11 protein-coding genes are annotated in these 17255 nt (G+C 70.1%); 9 read left to right on the top strand and 2 right to left on the bottom strand.

Going from position 1 to position 17255, the window contains the following annotated elements:
- Positions 1-168 precede the first annotated feature (168 nt).
- Together dxs and ACZ6C6_RS15045 are read left to right on the top strand one after the other, a co-directional pair.
- Positions 169-2088, top strand: coding sequence for a 1-deoxy-D-xylulose-5-phosphate synthase (gene dxs / locus ACZ6C6_RS15050; RefSeq protein ID WP_469203328.1), 1920 nt, complete (start codon positions 169-171; stop codon positions 2086-2088).
- A gap of 162 nt (positions 2089-2250) precedes the next feature.
- Positions 2251-3756: an amino acid permease gene (locus ACZ6C6_RS15045; RefSeq protein WP_469202817.1), complete on the top strand. Its 1506-nt coding sequence runs from the start codon at positions 2251-2253 to the stop codon at positions 3754-3756.
- 52 nt (positions 3757-3808) lie between these two features.
- Here ACZ6C6_RS15045 and ACZ6C6_RS15040 read toward each other — a convergent pair whose 3' ends face one another.
- Positions 3809-4192, bottom strand: coding sequence for a PIN domain-containing protein (locus ACZ6C6_RS15040; protein WP_469202815.1), 384 nt, complete (start codon positions 4190-4192; stop codon positions 3809-3811).
- A gap of 175 nt (positions 4193-4367) precedes the next feature.
- Here ACZ6C6_RS15040 and ACZ6C6_RS15035 point away from each other — a divergent pair, with 175 nt between their 5' ends.
- Positions 4368-5498 carry a PLL family lectin gene (locus ACZ6C6_RS15035; protein ID WP_469202813.1) on the top strand — a complete coding sequence of 377 codons (1131 nt, stop codon included), beginning with the start codon at positions 4368-4370 and terminating at the stop codon, positions 5496-5498.
- A gap of 72 nt (positions 5499-5570) precedes the next feature.
- Here ACZ6C6_RS15035 and ACZ6C6_RS15030 read toward each other — a convergent pair whose 3' ends face one another.
- Positions 5571-6674, bottom strand: a complete 1104-nt coding sequence (locus ACZ6C6_RS15030; RefSeq protein WP_469202811.1) for an LCP family protein — start codon at positions 6672-6674, stop codon at positions 5571-5573.
- Positions 6675-7056: 382 nt separating this feature from the next.
- On the opposite strand from ACZ6C6_RS15030, the gene ACZ6C6_RS15025 reads away from it, so the two are divergent.
- The 6 genes from ACZ6C6_RS15025 to ACZ6C6_RS15000 all read left to right on the top strand — a co-directional run bounded on the left by ACZ6C6_RS15025 (position 7057) and on the right by ACZ6C6_RS15000 (position 17224).
- A complete protein-coding gene (locus ACZ6C6_RS15025) occupies positions 7057-8601 on the top strand; it encodes a PLL family lectin (protein ID WP_469202809.1) in 1545 nt (514 codons plus the stop codon).
- 206 nt (positions 8602-8807) lie between these two features.
- Positions 8808-9971 carry a CDP-alcohol phosphatidyltransferase family protein gene (locus ACZ6C6_RS15020; protein WP_469202807.1) on the top strand — a complete coding sequence of 388 codons (1164 nt, stop codon included), beginning with the start codon at positions 8808-8810 and terminating at the stop codon, positions 9969-9971.
- On the top strand, positions 9968-14470 hold the full coding sequence (locus ACZ6C6_RS15015) for a bifunctional glycosyltransferase/CDP-glycerol:glycerophosphate glycerophosphotransferase (RefSeq protein WP_469202805.1): 4503 nt from the start codon (positions 9968-9970) through the stop codon (positions 14468-14470). The genes ACZ6C6_RS15020 and ACZ6C6_RS15015 overlap by 4 nt, the downstream gene beginning before the upstream one ends.
- Positions 14471-14631: 161 nt before the next feature.
- Positions 14632-15246: a GDSL-type esterase/lipase family protein gene (locus ACZ6C6_RS15010; RefSeq protein WP_469202803.1), complete on the top strand. Its 615-nt coding sequence runs from the start codon at positions 14632-14634 to the stop codon at positions 15244-15246.
- A complete protein-coding gene (locus ACZ6C6_RS15005) occupies positions 15243-15980 on the top strand; it encodes an Ig-like domain-containing protein (RefSeq protein WP_469202801.1) in 738 nt (245 codons plus the stop codon). Before ACZ6C6_RS15010 ends, ACZ6C6_RS15005 begins: the two co-directional genes overlap by 4 nt.
- Complete coding sequence (locus ACZ6C6_RS15000; protein ID WP_469202799.1) at positions 15977-17224, top strand: phosphodiester glycosidase family protein; 1248 nt, start codon at positions 15977-15979, stop codon at positions 17222-17224. The genes ACZ6C6_RS15005 and ACZ6C6_RS15000 overlap by 4 nt, the downstream gene beginning before the upstream one ends.
- Positions 17225-17255 lie beyond the last annotated feature (31 nt).

Genomic DNA, 17255 nt, shown 5'->3' with positions numbered 1-17255 from the left:
CCGGCGCGTACCGGCACGGACGGGGCAGCACGCCCCGACTCCCGCTTCGGGGGGAGGCCGTTAGACTCATCGGATCGGCATGCTCGACCAGCACAATCGCAAGGAGGCACGGTGACACAGCCGCGCGAAGCGCGTCACGCACGGGCGGTGGTGGGCGACGGATGGGATCTGCTGACCCGCATCGGCGGACCGCGTGACCTCGACCGGCTCACTTCCGAGCAGCTGGAGCAGCTCGCCGAGGAGATCCGGACCTTCCTGGTCGACGCGGTCTCCAAGACCGGCGGACACCTCGGACCCAACCTCGGCGTGGTCGAGCTCACCATCGCCCTGCACCGGGTCTTCGACTCGCCGAAGGACAAGGTCCTCTTCGACACCGGCCACCAGAGCTACGTGCACAAGCTGCTCACCGGCCGCCAGGACTTCAGCAGGCTCAAGAGCAAGGGCGGCCTCTCCGGCTACCCCTCGCGCGCCGAGTCCGAGCACGACGTCATCGAGAACTCGCACGCCTCCACCGTCCTCGGCTGGGCCGACGGCCTCGCCAAGGCCAACGAGGTCCGCGGCAAGGACGACCACGTCGTCGCCGTCATCGGCGACGGAGCCCTCACCGGCGGCATGGCCTGGGAGGCGCTGAACAACATCGCCGCCGCCAAGGACCGCCCGCTCGTCATCGTCGTCAACGACAACGAGCGCTCCTACGCGCCCACGATCGGCGGCCTCGCCAACCACCTGGCCACCCTGCGCACCACCGACGGCTACGAGCGCTTCCTGGCCCGCGGCAAGGACCTCCTGGAGCGCACCCCCGTCGTCGGCAAGCCGCTGTACGAGACCCTGCACGGTGCCAAGAAGGGCCTGAAGGACTTCATCGCCCCCCAGGGCATGTTCGAGGACCTCGGCCTCAAGTACGTCGGCCCCATCGACGGCCACGACATCGAGGCCCTGGAGTCCGCCCTCCAGCGCGCCAAGCGCTTCGGCGGCCCGGTCATCGTGCACTGCCTCACCGAGAAGGGCCGCGGCTACACCCCCGCCCTCCAGGACGAGGCCGACCGCTTCCACGCCGTCGGCAAGATCCACCCCGACACGGGGCTGCCCGTCGCCACCTCCGGCCTCGACTGGACCTCGGTGTTCGGCGAGGAGATGGTCAAGCTCGGCCGCGAGCGCGAGGACATCGTCGCGATCACTGCGGCCATGCTCCAGCCGGTCGGCCTGACCGGGTTCGAGAAGGAGTTCCCGGACCGGATCTACGACGTCGGCATCGCCGAGCAGCACGGCGCGGTCTCCGCGGCGGGCCTCGCCACCGGCGGCCTCCACCCGGTCTTCGCGGTGTACGCCACCTTCCTCAACCGCGCCTTCGACCAGGTCCTGATGGACGTGGCCCTGCACAAGTGCGGGGTCACCTTCGTCCTGGACCGGGCCGGCATCACCGGTACGGACGGCGCCTCGCACAACGGCATGTGGGACATGTCGATCCTCCAGGTCGTGCCGGGCCTGCGGATCGCCGCCCCGCGCGACGCCGACCAGGTCCGCGCCCAGCTGCGCGAGGCCGTCGAGGTGGACGACGCGCCCACGGTCGTCCGCTTCTCCAAGGGCGCGGTCGGCCCCTCGGTCAAGGCCGTCTCCACGGTGGGCGGCATGGACGTGCTCCGCGAGCCGGGCGCCGCCCGGCCCGACGTGCTGCTCGTCTCCATCGGCGCGCTCGCCCCGATGTGCCTGGAGATCGCCGACCTGCTCGACGCCCAGGGCATCTCCACGACCGTCGTGGACCCGCGCTGGGTGAAGCCGGTGGACGAGGCCCTGGCCCCGCTCGCCGCGCAGCACCGCGTCGTCGTGACCGTCGAGGACAACAGCAGGGCCGGAGGCGTCGGCTCCGCGGTCTCCCAGGCGCTGCGCGACGCGGACGTCGACGTACCGCTGCGCGACTTCGGCATCCCGCCGGTCTTCCTCGACCACGCCTCCCGCAAGGAGGTCATGGCCGAGATCGGGCTGACCGCCCCGGACATCGCCCGCCAGGTCACCGGCCTGGTCGCCAAGCTGGACGGGCGCTACGAGACGGCGGAGGACCGCACCGTCGCGGAGCGCGTCCGGGACTGACGCGTACCGCCCCTTCGGCCGGACGGGCCGGTCGGACCACCCGTAACGAGTGGTCCGACCGGCCCGTTCGCGTGAAATCCGGCCGCCGCAGGCGTGCCGCGAACGGGTGACGGGTCCGGGTCCGGAACATGGCGTGCACGACGAGTGCGTGGAGGTACGCCGGTGAGCACGCAGCAGGACCTGCCCCCGAGCGGGAACGGGCTGTTCAGGACCAAGACGGTCGAGCAGTCCATCCGCGACACCGAGGAGCCGGAGCACGCCCTCAAGAAGTCGCTCTCGGCCCTCGACCTCACGGTCTTCGGGGTCGGCGTCGTCATCGGCACCGGCATCTTCGTCCTCACCGGCAAGGTAGCCAAGGAGACGGCCGGCCCGGCCACCGCCCTCGCCTTCGTCGTCGCCGGTGTCGTCTGCGCGCTGGCCGCCCTGTGCTACGCGGAGTTCGCGTCCACCGTGCCGGTCGCGGGATCGGCGTACACCTTCTCGTACGCCTCGCTCGGCGAACTGGTCGCCTGGACCATCGGCTGGGACCTGGTGCTGGAGTTCGCGCTGGGCACGGCGGTGGTCGCGGTCGGCTGGTCCGGCTACGTCCGCTCGCTCCTGGACAACGCGGGCTGGCACCTGCCGGACGTGCTGTCCGGGCCGGACGTGGCGGACGGCTTCGGCTTCGACATCCTGGCCTTCGCCCTGGTGCTGGTCCTGACCGTGATCCTGGTGCTGGGCATGAAGCTCTCCGCCCGGGTCACCACCGTGGTGGTCGCCGTCAAGATCGCCGTCGTCCTGATCGTCATCATCGCGGGCCTGTTCTTCATCGACACCGCGAACTACTCGCCGTTCGTCCCCCCGGCCGAACCCCAGCCCTCCGGGTCCGGGTTCGACGCCCCGCTGGTCCAGCTGATCTTCGGCTACGCCCCGACGAACTTCGGCGTCATGGGCATCTTCACCGCCGCCTCCATCGTCTTCTTCGCCTTCATCGGCTTCGACGTCGTCGCCACGGCCGCGGAGGAGACGAAGCTGCCGCAGCGCGACATGCCGCGCGGCATCCTGGCCTCGCTGTTCATCTGCACCGTGCTCTACGTGGCCGTCTCGATCGTCGTCACCGGCATGCAGCACTACACCGAGCTGTCCGTCAGCGCCCCGCTGGCCGACGCCTTCAAGGCCGTCGGACATCCCTTCTACGCGGGCGTCATCAGCTTCGGTGCCGCCGTCGGCCTCACCACGGTCTGCATGATCCTGCTGCTCGGCCAGACCCGGGTGTTCTTCGCGATGAGCCGCGACGGCCTGCTCCCGAGGTTCTTCTCCAAGACGCACCCGCGCTTCCGCACCCCGTACCGCCCGACCATCCTGCTCGGCGTGATCATCGCCGTCGTCGCCGGGGTGACCAGCATCAACGAGCTCGCCACGCTGGTGAACATCGGCACCCTCTTCGCCTTCGTGGTCGTCGCGCTCGGCGTCATCGTGCTCCGCCGCACCCGCCCGGACCTGCACCGCGCCTTCCGCACGCCGTGGGTGCCGCTGGTCCCGATCCTGTCGGTGGCCGCCTCGGTCTGGCTGATGCTCAACCTGCCGGCCGAGACGTGGCTGCGGTTCGCGGTCTGGATGGTGATCGGGGTGGTCATCTACTTCGCGTACGGCCGCTCGCACAGCCGGGTGAACCGCGAAAGGCCGTAGGGCCTGTCTTCAAACTGCCGTCTGCCGGACGACGCCAGTTTGAAGACAGGCCCTAACCCCCCGGCCGCACCGTACGCGGCCCCGTGCACCGCGCCCCGTGCGCCTCGACCCGGCGGCGCAGCTCACGGTCGGCGGTGACGACGACACAGGGGCGGGGCGCGGTCTCCGCCGCCAGCTCCGCGATCAGGTCGTCACCGCTGCCCGGGGCCGCCTCCACCCGCACCCCGGGCACCGGCGCGACGTCCCGGGCCCGCCCCTCGACCACCAGCACCAGCTCGACGGGTCCTGGCACACCGGGCAGGCCGTCACACGCGTAGGGGACCAGCGAGTCGCGCAGCCGCTCGGCCGCGCCCCGCCGGTCGCGCCACCAGCCGTCCGGGACGGACCCGACGACATTGGCGGCGTCGACGATCACCAGGGGCAGCGGATTCGGCATGCGGCAAGAGTGCCATGCCGGGGTATGGCGAAGCCCCGCGCAAGTGGTGCGGACGCGGTGATTCCAAGGGTTCGAACGGTGATTCTATGATGGGTGCTCCCCGCCTTCCGGATGCCGGTCGTGACACAAAGCCGCAGATCGGGGGCGGACCATCACGGAAGGAAGACGCCACGACATGCGAGTCAGGTCGAGACGTGCCCAGGGGAGCGCCTCGGGCAAGGGCGGCGACGCCCTGCGAGACGTCGAAAGCGCCCGTGGCACCGGCGAGACCCCGGTCGACGGACGCTGGCTCGTGCGTGGCAAGGACGGCAGGCTCACCGCCTACGCCCGCAACGAGGACGGACTCCTGCGCTGGACCGAGGAACGCCCCGGCGGCCCCGGCTGGCAGGGCCCCGAGTTCTTCCCGGCTCCGCACCTGACTCACCTCGGCGTCGCCCAGGGCCCGGACGGCTACGTCCACTTCATCGGCCGCCGCACGGTGCCCGGCGACGAGGAGCAGCCGCAGGTCGACCTCGTGCACGCCATCCAGTACCAGACGGGCCGCCCGGTCACCGCGTGGCGGACCGTGGGCAATCCGTACAAGGACGGCGATGAGCGCGCCGCGCGCATCGGCCCGCCGGCTGCCGCCGTCGCCCCGACCGGCATGGTCCACGTCTTCGTGCGCAACGCCAACGGCGGCATGATGATGCGCCGCGAGGCGAAGAACGGCAAGTGGGAGGGGTGGAAGGACCTCAGGGGCACCCTGGGCAAGGAGACGATGGCCGTCTCGGTCGGCGAGTCCGGCCGCATGGAGCTCCTGGTCCCCGGCACCAACAAGGCCATGCGGTGGGCGCAGGCCGAGCCGGGCGGCGCCTTCCAGAAGGGCGACAACCTGACCGTCAAGATCGCCGGCGGCGCGGTGAGCGCGCTGGAGACCGGGCCCGACCGCACCACCTTCTACTGGACCGACGCCACCACCGGCACCCTGGTCGCCACCCGCCTGGACGCCCCGCCCATCACGATCGGCGACACCCCGGCCGAGGGCCCGGTCGCCGTGCTCCGCGCCGAGCTGGACGACTACGACTGCACCGTGCTCGCCCACCGCACCCGCGACGGCCGCGTGCTGCTCGCGGCCTGCGGTACGGAGAACGAGGCGGGCGGCCTGTGGTGGGCGGCGACGGGCGAACGCACCTCGGCGCCCCCGGCGTTGGCGCTCGACGGCGAGGGGCGCGTGGTGCTCGCGATGATCGGCGAGCGCGGCGGGCTCTACGTGGCCCGGCAGAACGACGAACCGGGGCTGGCGCTGGGCCCGGCCCGGCGGGTGTGACGCGGACAACCCTGTCCGTGCGACGCGTACGGCCCCGGGAGCGTTCCCGGGGCCGCAGGTCTTGCGTTCGGATCAGCCCTGTCCGAGCGCCGGGGACTTCTTGGCGGACGCCGGGATGGGGGCGTCCTCGCGGATCGCCTTCCACAGCGCGTTCGCCCGCGACTCCACGGCCACGACGCGGTTGTGGTCGATCTTGTCGTACTCGACGGGGAGCATGATCGTCTCCATCGTGTCCGGGTCGACGCCGTTCATGGACCGGGCGAACTTCGCGAGCGAGGTGAGCGAGGCCAGCTCGTCGTCGGTGGTCAGGGCCGCCGTGGCGGAGTTGGCGATCTTGTAGGCGCTCGTCGGACTGCCCAGCAGGTCCTGGCTCTTGACCTCCTTGAGCAGCGCCATGAGGAACTGCTGCTGGAGGCCGATGCGGCTCAGGTCGGTGCCGTCGCTGAGGCTGTACCGGGTGCGGACGAACTTCAGGGACTCGGTGCCGTCGAACTTGTGCGGTCCGGCGTCGACGTTCAGCCCGGTCTTCTTGTCGTGGATGGGCTCCTTGACGTCGATGTTCACCCCGCCGATGGCGTCCACGAGCCCCTTGAACCCGGCGAAGTTGATCTCCAGGTAGTGGTCGATCCGCACCCCGGACATCTTCTCGACGGTCTTGACCACACACGCCGGACCGACCTGCGAGTAGACCGAGTTGAACATCACACGGTCCTTGCCCGCCACCGTGGACCCGTCGCCCTTGGTGCACTCGGGCCGGGTCACCAGGGTGTCGCGCGGGATGGAGACGGCGATGGCCTTCTCGCGGCCCTCCGGAATGTGCACGACGAGCGCCGTGTCGGACCGGGCCCCGCTGACCCCGGCCCCGCCGCCCAGCTCCTTGTTCTCCGAGCCGGCCCGCGAGTCGGACCCCAGGACCAGCAGGTTCTGCCCGCTGGTGGGCAGCTTCTCGGGACGGTCCTCACCGAGCGCCTTGTTGATGTCGACGCCCTTGATGTTGCCGTTGAGGTGACTCCAGAACCACCACGCGGTACCGCCGGCGGCGACGACGAGCACCAGGGACGAGATCAGGATCACTCGCCGTATGCGCTGGCCCCGCGTCCGGACACGCTTGCGCCCCCGGCGGCGGGGGGTCTCCGGGGAACTCCCCTGGCCGGGGGTGGTGTCGTCTTGGCTCATCCTGAGTGAGTCCTCACAGCTTGTGGCCTGGTCAGGGCGCAGATGGTGGGGTGGGACTCGGGTGGGGGGTGGAGCCGGTCCTCGTTTTCCCGGGATGAGCACTATAAACAGTCGATCAGGTGTACGTACGAAGGCTGTGGCGTAACTGTGACAGACCGGGCGGTCGGCTCAGCGGGTGACCGGTTCGGGGCGACATCGATCATGTTTGCCAGGAACCATGAGGCATCGGAATGCTATGAGTGGATTTCCTGACCGAAGCGGGAGTGCTTATCTTCTTGGGAGCCGGGGCAACCGCAAGCCCGGTTCCCTAAGTGAGGAAGGCGGGCGCATGGCACGCAGAGGGGGGCGTCGGCCGGAGCGCGGCAGGCGGACACAGGATCGCGTGGGCGCCGCTCGGGCGGGTGACGCCGGCGGCGTGGCCATCGTGGTCGCCGGCCCCGGTGATGCCGTGGAACCTCTGGCGTTGCAGCGGAGCGGCCAGTTGGTCGACGTCGTCTGCGCCCAGCCCGGCACGCCGGAGGAGCGGGCGGCGCTCCACCGCGCCATGGCGGACGCCGCGGACCGCGGTGTCCGGGTCTCGGACGAGCCCTGGGTCATCGACGCCGAGCCGGGAAAGATCACCGCCCGGGTGCTTGAGGCGCTGCGTGAGCTGCGGCCGCTGCTGGTCACCACCCTGGACCCCGACCCCGAGCACTCCTCCCTCGACCCGGAGGCCAAGGGCCCGGTCGTCACGGAGCCGCCTCTGCGCGGCAGCGTGGCGCGCGCCACGATCGCCGCCGCCCGCCGGCACCAGCGGGAGTGCGGTTCACCGGTGTTCATACGGTGCCACCGGGCGGGCGTGCCGGCCGCGTCGGGGCCCCGGGCGTGTGATCGTCATCCGCTCCCGCTCCGCTGGCTCGTCAGGGGTGTGGACGGCCGGCTCTCCGCCTATCTTCCGTCGGCCGCGGGGGTGCTGCGCTGGACCGAGAGGCGCGTGGGCGGGCACGAGTGGATCGGCCCGGAACTCCTCGAAGGACCCGATCTTCTCCCCGGCCTCGAAGTCGTCCAGGATGCCCAGGGGTACGTACACCTCTTCGGCCTGCGTCGCCGGAAGGGGGCGGACGGAACGGAGTGGGTCGAGGTGGCCCACACCACCCAGTACCAGAGCGGGCGTGCTCTGGGGGCCTGGCACTCCGTCGGCAACCCGAACGGCAAGGACCCCGGCAAGAGCCGCGAGGTCGGCTTCCCCGCCGCGGCCTTCGACGCCAGTGGTGACCTCGCCGTCTTCGTGCGCAACTTCGGCCACAGCATCAGTGTCCGCCGTCAGGGACCGAACGGGCGGTGGAGCGGCTGGCAGCACCTTCGCGGGGTCCGCGTCGCCGACGAACTCATCGCGCAGCCCGGTGGTTCGGGCGTACCCGAGGTCTGGGCCAGGGCGAGGGACGCGGCGGCCGCCATCCGCTGGCACCGCGAGACGCCGTCGGGTGAGTGGACGCTGGACGCCGCGGGATCGGTCAGCCCGGCCCCCGGCACCCTGTCGGCGGCCCCCGAAGCGGGGTCGGTGCGCTACCGGTACGCGGGGAGCAACGAGGTCTGTGTGCAGGTGCCGGGGGCCGGTGCTGTGAGCCTGGGCGGGCCGGACGGCGCGGGGGCGGTGGCAGGGGTCGCGGGCGTGGACATCCAGGGCTGGGGCTGCACGGTGCTGGTGCGGTCGGGGGAGTCCGGCGCGTGCCTGGTGGGGGCGCATGCGGACGGACGGCCGGAGAGCGGCGTGTGGTGGTTCGACGTGGGGGAGACCTCGGTGGTGCCGCCCGCGGTGGCGGTGGACGGCCTCGGCCGTGCGGTCGTCGCCGTGCTGGGGGACGACGGGCGGCTGCGGATCACGCGCCAGGAGCAGGGCGATGCCGGCCTCGTCTTCGCCCCGTGGACCGTGGTCTCCGGGATCTGAGCACTGGCCCGGAGGCGATCACATGATCATGTGGGACCATCTTTGATGGTTTCAAGTTTGACCATGGCCTTGGTAGGCTCTCATCCTGTCTTTATGTGGATCACAAGTGAAGATTCTGTGTCCACGGTGTGAACGCCCCTTGATTGCGACTGTTGCAGGCCGATGGGGCCGCGTTGACCGCGTGAGTCGTGTGTGTCTGAGGGGTTATGGGGAAACTGTCGCTGCGTGCCGTTCAGAAGCTGACATGCAAGAAGCGCGATGCCTGGTGGACCGTCCTGCTGGTCGATCCGGTCGCGACGCGCATGCTGATCGTGATGGCCAAGTTCAAGTTCATCACCCCGAACCGGGTCACCTGGTCCGCGCTGTTCGTCGGCCTCGGCTCCGCGTACTTCTTCCTCAAGGGCGACACCGCCTCCCTCGTCATCGGGGCCGCGCTCTACCATCTGAGCTTCATCCTCGACTGCATCGACGGCAAGCTCGCCCGCCTCAAGGGCAACGGCACCGTCTTCGGCGGCTGGCTCGACTACGTCTTCGACCGGATCAGGGTCCTCTTCTGCGCACTCGCCCTGATGGGCGGCCAGTACCTGCGTACCCACAACGAGTACTACCTCCTCGCCGCCCTGGCCGTCGTCTTCCTCGACATGCTCCGGTATGTCGACGCCCTGCAGATCTACAAGATGCGCATGTCCATGCGCATGAAGATCGAGAAGGTCACGCTGGAGCGCAAGGCGCTGGAGGAGGAGCAGGGCCGGCGCGACGCGGCCGAGGCGGCGGACGGACAGCCCAAGGTGGTCTTCATCGAGGACCTGCTCCGGGAGAACCCCGGCGTCGAGGCCGAGGTCCTCAAGCAACAGAGCGACGACGTGGTCGACCTGCACGCCCAGTTCCGCGACCGGTTCCCGTGGTACACGCGATTCCGTCAGGCTCTGCTGCGCAGCCGCATCAGGCCGCACTTGATCAGCGGCATCGAGTTCCAGATGTTCATCTTCATCGTGGCGCCGCTGATCGGCCGGATCCTGTGGACGACCGCGATATCCGCGGTGGCGCTGGGCCTCTTCGAGCTCGTGATCATGTACAAGTTCTGGCTCTCCACCCGTGACTTCACCCGGCTCATGGAGAAGCTCGCCACCGAGCCCTCCAAGGCCGGCGTGATCGCCGAGAACCTCCACCGGGGACGCCACCGCCGGGCCGGCGGCCTCGACGAGGAGCGCCGCGCCGCCCTGGCGCAGCAGTTCCCGGTCCCCGAGCAGGACGACGACCTGGGCTTCCAGCCCTACCCCCAGCCCTATCCCCACCATGCCCAGGACATCGAGACGCAGCAGCTCAGGGCGCTGCCCTACTGGGTGGAAACCGAAGGTTCGGTGCGATGAGTGCGGCAGTCGACCCGGCGGCTTACACGGTCTCCGTCGTGGTTCCCGCGTACAACGCCGCTGCCACCTTGGGGCGGGCCCTGAAGTCCGCGCTCGCCCAGACGCACCGGAACGTCGAAGTGATCGTCGTCGACGACGCCTCGGCCGACGGGACCCTCGGCGTGGCGCAGCAGTTCGCGGCGGCCGACAGGCGTGTACGGATCGTCGAGCGTCCGCAGAACAGCGGCGGCGTCGGGGCCCCGCGCAACAACGGCATCATGACCGCCACGGGCCAGTACGTGATGTTCCTGGACGCGGACGACGAACTGCCCCTCAAGGCGTGCGAGGAACTGCTCGCCTCGGCCGTCGTCACGGGTTCGGACATCACCGCCGGACGCGCCCTGCGCGTCAACCTCAACACCGATGAGACCACGGTTTGGCAGCCGCAGCTCTACTCCTCTCCGCGTACGGTGGCCGGGCTGCGCGCACTGCCCCAGCTCTTCGACGACCCGATCGCGGCGGGCAAGCTGTACCGGCTCGACTTCCTGCACAACCACGGCGTCCGGTTTCCCGAGGGCGTCTACTACGAGGACACGTACTTCTCCACGCTGGCCAACTACTGGGCCGGTTCGATCACCTTCCTCACCGTCCCCGTGTACCGCTGGATGTGGGAGCGCGACTCCTCCGCGCCCTCCATCACGAACCGCCGCGGCGAACTGCGCAGCATTCGGGACCGGGTCGCCGTGCACCAGTACACGGACTCCTTCCTGCGCCAGGTCGGGGAGGGCGAACTCCTCGCGCACAAGGCGGTGAAGTTCCTCTCTCACGACCTGCATCTGTACGCGCGCGAGCTGCGCTCGGGCGACGAGCGGTACCGGCGGGGTTTCGCCGCCGTCGTGGGCCCGTACCTGCGCTCCCTGGAGCCCTCCGTCTACGAGCTGTGCGGCGTGCTGGAGCGGGTCCGCGCCTTCTGCCTCATGCACGGGCGGGTGGACCTGGCGCTGTCCGTCTCGGACTACGCGCAACGCCGGAGCGTGCTCAGCTCGGACCTCGTCGAGCGTGACGAGCGCGTCTACTGGTCCGAAGCGCTGCTGCACCTTCCCCACGCGGAACGCTTCCTCGACGTCACGGACCTCGACCTCGTCGGCAAGCCGCTGACCGACGCGCGGCTGTTCAATCAGGCGACCGAGGTGGAGATACGGGACGGCGAACTCCATCTGTCCGGCTACCTGCTCAATCAGTTCGGCAGGTTCTCCACCGGTGGCAAGATCGAACTCAAGGCCGTGCTGCGGCTGCGCAGCACCAAGAGGGACCACGTCTTCCCGGTCAACGCGGTCGAGACGGACGATCACCGTGTGCATTACCAGTCGGTCCTCGACCTGAAGAGCAGCGTGGGGGCGGCGACCGGCGAAGGCGTCTGGAACCTCTTCGTCCAGGTCCGCCACGCGGGCGAGCGCGCCACCACGACCGTGGCGATCCATGGCATCGACATCACCCGGGAGCGTTACGAGGGCCCGACCGGAACGTACGAGATGTACGAGACGGTCAGCGGGAACGTCGCACTGCGGCCGGAGACCGCGGAGCGTGCCGCCCTGGATACCCGCAGGGGGACTCCCTGGAACTGGTGGCACGGCGCCGAGGAGCCGCCGCCGGTGTCCCAGCCCGGCCCGTACCAGGCCGCGGTCGTCGTCCACTGCCACAACGACGAGCACCATCTGAACGAGTCACTGAGGTCGCTGGCGGCCCAGAGCGTGTTCACCCAGACGCAGGTCGTGTTCGTCGACGACGGTTCCACCGACCGTACGGGCGAGTATCTGCACAACTTCGTCGCCTACTACCGCAACGCCTCCGTGCTCCGGATCCCCCCGCAGGGCGCGGCGGCGGCCTTCGAGCACGGCCTCGCCGAGGTCGTCGCCCCCTACGTGCTGTTCGCCAGTGGCCGCGACATTCTCGGCGCCGACAGTCTGCGACAGCTCACCGAGTCGGCCGTCAAGCACGACGTCGATGTGGCCATCGGGAACTACGACACGTTCCCCGGGCCGCGTCGCAACGCCGACGAACCGTGGAAGCGGTACTTCGGCGCGGGCGCCAAGGGCCGGACCGACCTGGTGGCCAAGGCTCCGCACATGCTCTTCTCGGTCGACCTCGGGAACAAGCTCTTCCGTGTCTCGATGCTGCGTGACCACCGGATACGGCCGTCGGACGGCGGCATGTTCGTCGAGACGTGGGTCAGCATGCTGGCGCTGACGACCGCCCGGACCTTCAGCCTGGTCGACCGGTACGTCTATTTCCAACGCGATCCCGCTCAGAACGACTCGCTTTTCGACGTCGATTGGAACGACCCGGTCAAGGTCCGCCAGCGGCTCCACCTCAACCGGTATCTGCTGGACCACGCCGAACGGATGGAGGAGCCCATGGCCCTCCTGATCCAGCGTTTCGTCGTCCGCTCCTACCAGCCGTTCCTGCGCAACTACCACCGCATCATGAACCGCACGGAGATCGCGGACGTCTTCGAGGACCTGTGCGCCGTCTACGCCCGGATTCCGGAGAAGGTGCTGCTCCAGTACGTGACGCACCCCGTGTCCCGGATACAGCACCACGCCGTCCGCACCGGCAACTTCCCGCTGTTCTGCGACCCGTTCTCCAAGCCCGAGTACGAACCGTCGCTGCAACTGGACGAGAGGGGCATGTACCGGCGGCTCGCGGCCGACGGCGTCGAATCCAGCCTGCTCCGGGTGGAGCGCCAGAAGGCCGTACTCGAAAGCGTGCGCTACCGGGACGGCGAGCTTCAGTTCGAGGGTCTGATGACCCTGACGGGCGTCGACATCTCCCAGCTCTTCACGAACCGCATCGAGCTGATATGCACGGACGGGACGAGGAGCGTGGCGATCCCCGCCGAGCAGGTGTACCGGCGCGACCGGTGGAGGGTCAGGAACGAACGGGACTGGTTCGGGGGATGGCGCGCGGCGGCGACGCCGAAGGCGCTCGCCGGACTCGCCGGCCGCGACCTCACGGTGGTCCTGCGCTTCCACGACGGCGACCGCCACGTCGACGCTCCGGTCGGAGCCCGGCTGATGCTGCACCGGTTCAAGGGCATGCGCAGGATCGGCCGCGACTGGTTGTGGCTCGGTGTCCGCGAGGACGACTCCATGGTCTTCCGCTACTTCACCGGGGCCGGCCGGAAGCTGCGGGGCCGGCTGTGGAATCTGCGGCGCCAGCTGCTGTCCGCGCTGCCCGGCCGACCGGGCTGGCGTACGCGCCTCGCCTACCTGCTGAGCTATCCCCGGCTCCACCGCAAGGACATCTGGATCATCGGGGAGAGGGCCGATACCGCGCAGGACAACGCCTACCACCTGTTCCGGTGGATCAGGGAGAACCAGCCGCGCCGGAAGGTCTACTACGCCATCAACGGGGACGCCAAGGACCGGGCCAAGGTGGCACCGTACGGGCACGTCCTGGACCGCACCTCGCGCAAGTACCGGATGTATCTGCTGCATGCCAAGCGGCTCATCAACCCGTACGACCTGGAGGCGTACCTCGGGTTCCCCGAGCTCAGCAAGAGTTCCTTCCTGCGGGGCTACGGAGACCTGCTGAACTACCGGAGGGTCTTCCTCCAGCACGGGGTCACCTACAACGACGTGGCGCCCTCGGTGCACCAGCAGGTCACCGACGTCGACCTGCTGCTGACCGTGGGCGAGGCGGAGCGTTCGTACTTCGCCGAGCACTGCGGCTACGGCTACGCCCGGGTCGCGGCCGCGGGCTTCCCGCGGTTCGACGCCCTGCAGCCCGTGCGTTCGGGACGGCCGAGGGTGCTTCTGATGCCCACCTGGCGGAGGGACATCGTCGCCCCTTCGTACGACAGGGCGGCCAAGGCGAAGATCCCGTTCGCCGCGTCCGACTACTTCCGGTTCTTCTCGACCCTGCTGCGCGACGAGCGCCTGCTGGCTGTGCTCGAACAGTGCGGGGTGGAACTGGAGTTCATGCCGCACTACGAGATCCGCCCCTATCTGCATCACTTCCGCATCGACCATCCGTCGGTGACCGTGACCGGCGACGGACGGGACGTGCAGCTGGCCATGCGCGAGTGTTCACTCCTGGTCACCGACTACTCGTCGGTCTTCTTCGACGTGGCCTACATGGGCACCCCCATCGTCTACACGCCGTTCGACGAGGAAGACTTCTACGGCAACCACTACAAGCGCGGCTACTACGAGTTCGAGCGCGACGGATTCGGCCCGGTCTGCCGCGACGTCGACGCGACGGTGCGGGAGATCATCGCCACGATCGAGCGGGGCTTCGCCGTGGAGCCGCAGTACCGCGCCCGGGTCGACGCCTTCTTCGGCCGCCGGGACACGAACAACTCGGAGCGGGTCTTCCGGGCCATCGACGAACTGGAGGGAGCGGTCGAGAGCAGCAGGGCGCCGGACGCGCCGTCGCGTACGCACAGCGCGCTCGACGGCGGCGCGGGTCTCACCGGCACGGACCGCCACCACCGGGACACCAGCAGGGAGTGGGCGTAGTGCGGCGGACGCGCACAGTCTTCCTGGCCGGTGACTCCAGTGTGACCCGCCGGCAGCGCAGCTTCGCGCCCATGGCGGGGTGGGGCCAGACACTGCCCCTCTTCATTCCCTCCGTCGGGATCGTCAACTGTGCACGGGCCGGAGCGAGTTCACGCAGCTTCATGGAACGCGGCAGGATGGCCTGGCTGCTGAGGGAGGCCCGGCCGGACGACCTGGTCCTGTTGTCGTTCGGGCTGATCGACATGAAGCCCGACAAGGGCCGGCACACCGAGCCGTTCCGTGACTACCAGGTCCGCCTGAGCCAGTGTGTGGACGCGGTGCGCGACCGCGGCGCCCACCCGGTCCTCGTGACCAGCCACGAGCGCAGGGTTTTCGACGCGCAGGGCAACCTGCGGCCGCTGCTCGGGATGTACCCACCGGCCATGAGGGAGGTCGCGGCGGACAAATCCGTACCGCTGATCGACCTGAACGAGTGGAGCGTGCGCCGGTGGCGTGAGGCCGGTCCGGACGGCACGCGGAAGATTTTTCTCTACCTCGCCCCGGGGGAGCACCCCAACTACCCCGAGGGCGTGGCCGACAACACGCACCTGCGCGTCGGCGGAGCGATCGAGTGCGCGCGCTTCATCGCCCGTGAACTCCGGGACCGCTCGATGCTTGAAGCGCATCACTTCGAGAACCTGGAACGTCCCCGCTTCTCGCCCGACAGCGTGGAGTGGCCGGATGACGACGTCTTCGGCGAACTGGTGCGGGCCCGGACCTTGGAGGTCGTCGAATGAGTGACTGGTATCTGCTCGCCCGTATCCAGGTCGCGCACCCGGAGCGCACGGGAGTCTCGGCGCTCATGGAACTCCACGCCGACGCGGACCCCGAGGTCCCCGTGGTGCCGGGCCAGGACATTGCCCTGCATCTGCAGATCCTGCCCGCGGGCGGCCCCTACCGCGCGTACGGCTACATCTTCGACGACATCGTGGCCGAGCACGCCACCATGGCTCGGCTGCAAGGGCTCGGGCACCTCCCCAACGGCCGGTTCGCGACGTACGCGAGTGGAGACGAGCCCCGGGCGGTGACCGCCGTCCTCACGGTGAACGACGACGCCCCCGAGGGTGCGGTCCTGCTCCCCAAGGTGTGCGTCGGCGTGATGTCGTACGCGGGCGAGAAATTGGTCTCGTCCGCGCAGATCACCGAAGCGGGCTTCCGGGTACGCCGTGCCTGGGTGCCCGGCCGCAGCCTGTCCATCCCGGCCGGAGGCTACGCCGTCATCGGTCCCGACCGCGACGCTGCCGAGGCGGGCTTCCGCGTGGTCGGTGTGGGCATCCCACAGGCGGGCACGGTGACCGCGGCGCCGGACGGCAGCATCACCTACACCGGAGTGCCCGGAGCGGCCGGCTACGACCGCTTCTCCGTCTGCTACGAGAACGCGCGGGGCCACCGCAACTGGTCCGAGGTGACCGTGTACGCGGGGGACATCGGCAGGAACCCCGGGCTGCTCCCCGGCGCCCTCCCGGGATGAGGCGTCGTCTGTTCCTGACCGCGGCCGGCGGCTTGGCCCTGGGCGGTTGCAGCACGGCGGACACGCGGAGGCTCCGACCCCCCGCCCGCCGGCTCCCCCTCCCTCCCGGCGTCCGGTACGAGGAGCACACGGTCCGGCTCCCGGCCGGCCCCGTGCGCCACCAGGTGCTGTCCGTCGCGCCGGACGCGCCGGTCAAGCTGGGCGCGGTGCACGGTGCCCGCCTGGACTCGGCGGAGACAGTGCGGTCCATGGCGAAGCGGGCCGGGGCGGTCGCCGCCGTGAACGGTTCCTTCTTCGACATCCGCACCAGTGCGGTCTTCAGCGGCTACGACGGGGACCCGCTCGGGCTGTACGTCGAGAACAACGCACTGCTCAGCGAGGCGGCGAACGGACGTACCGCCCTGGTTCTGGGGGAGGACGGCGTCCCCGGACGCATCACCGAAGCCCGCTCGGTGAGCCGCGTGGTGGCCGAGGACGGTGCGGCGCGGCTGATCGACGGCGTCAACCGGATGCCCGGCCGGATCGTCGGATGCGGCGGAGTGGGAGGCGACGTCCGCCAGGGGCAGCGGTCCACCGCCCCCGCTCACAACAAGCTCTGCACCGACCCCGATGAACTGGTGCTGTTCACACCGCAGTGGGGCCCCGAGGCGGCCCGTGCGCCGGCCGGAACCGTCGAAGCCGTCCTCGCCGGCGGGGGCCGCGTGCTCCGTCTCCGCACACCGGCCGGAGGACCCGTGCCGGCCGGCGGCCGCGTCCTGCAGGGGACCGGCGCCGCCGGGGCCTGGCTGCGCCGCCACGCCCTGCCGGATACCGTCCTGCGCATCACGTCGCAGGTCTACGACAGCGCGGGTCGGCGGCTGTCGGGGAAGGACCTGACCGTGCTCCAGGCCGGGCCCCGGCTGTTGCGCGAGGGCCGCGTCGACATCAACATCAAGGCGAACGGGCTCTCCCCGACCGCGCTCTCCCAGCGCCACCCCCGGACCCTGGCGGGGTTCACCCGCGACGGGACCCTCCTGCTCATGACGGTCGACGGCCGTGACCCCGGCGTCAGCATCGGTGTGACCATGGCCGAGGCGGCTGAGCTGATGCGTACGTGGCGCGCCCACGACGCCCTGAACCTCGACGGCGGCGGTTCCACGACGATGGTCGTGCTGGGGCAGCTGCGCAACCGCCCCAGGGGGGCGGACGGTGCGAGCGTGAGCGAGCGGGCGGTGGCCGACGCACTGGTCGTCGTGGCGGCCTAGGCGGACGCGCGGGAGCCGCCCGTTACGCGGA

This window comes from Streptomyces sp. NPDC041814 (assembly GCF_055590565.1).
This window is presented reverse-complemented; position numbering and strand designations above follow the sequence as displayed.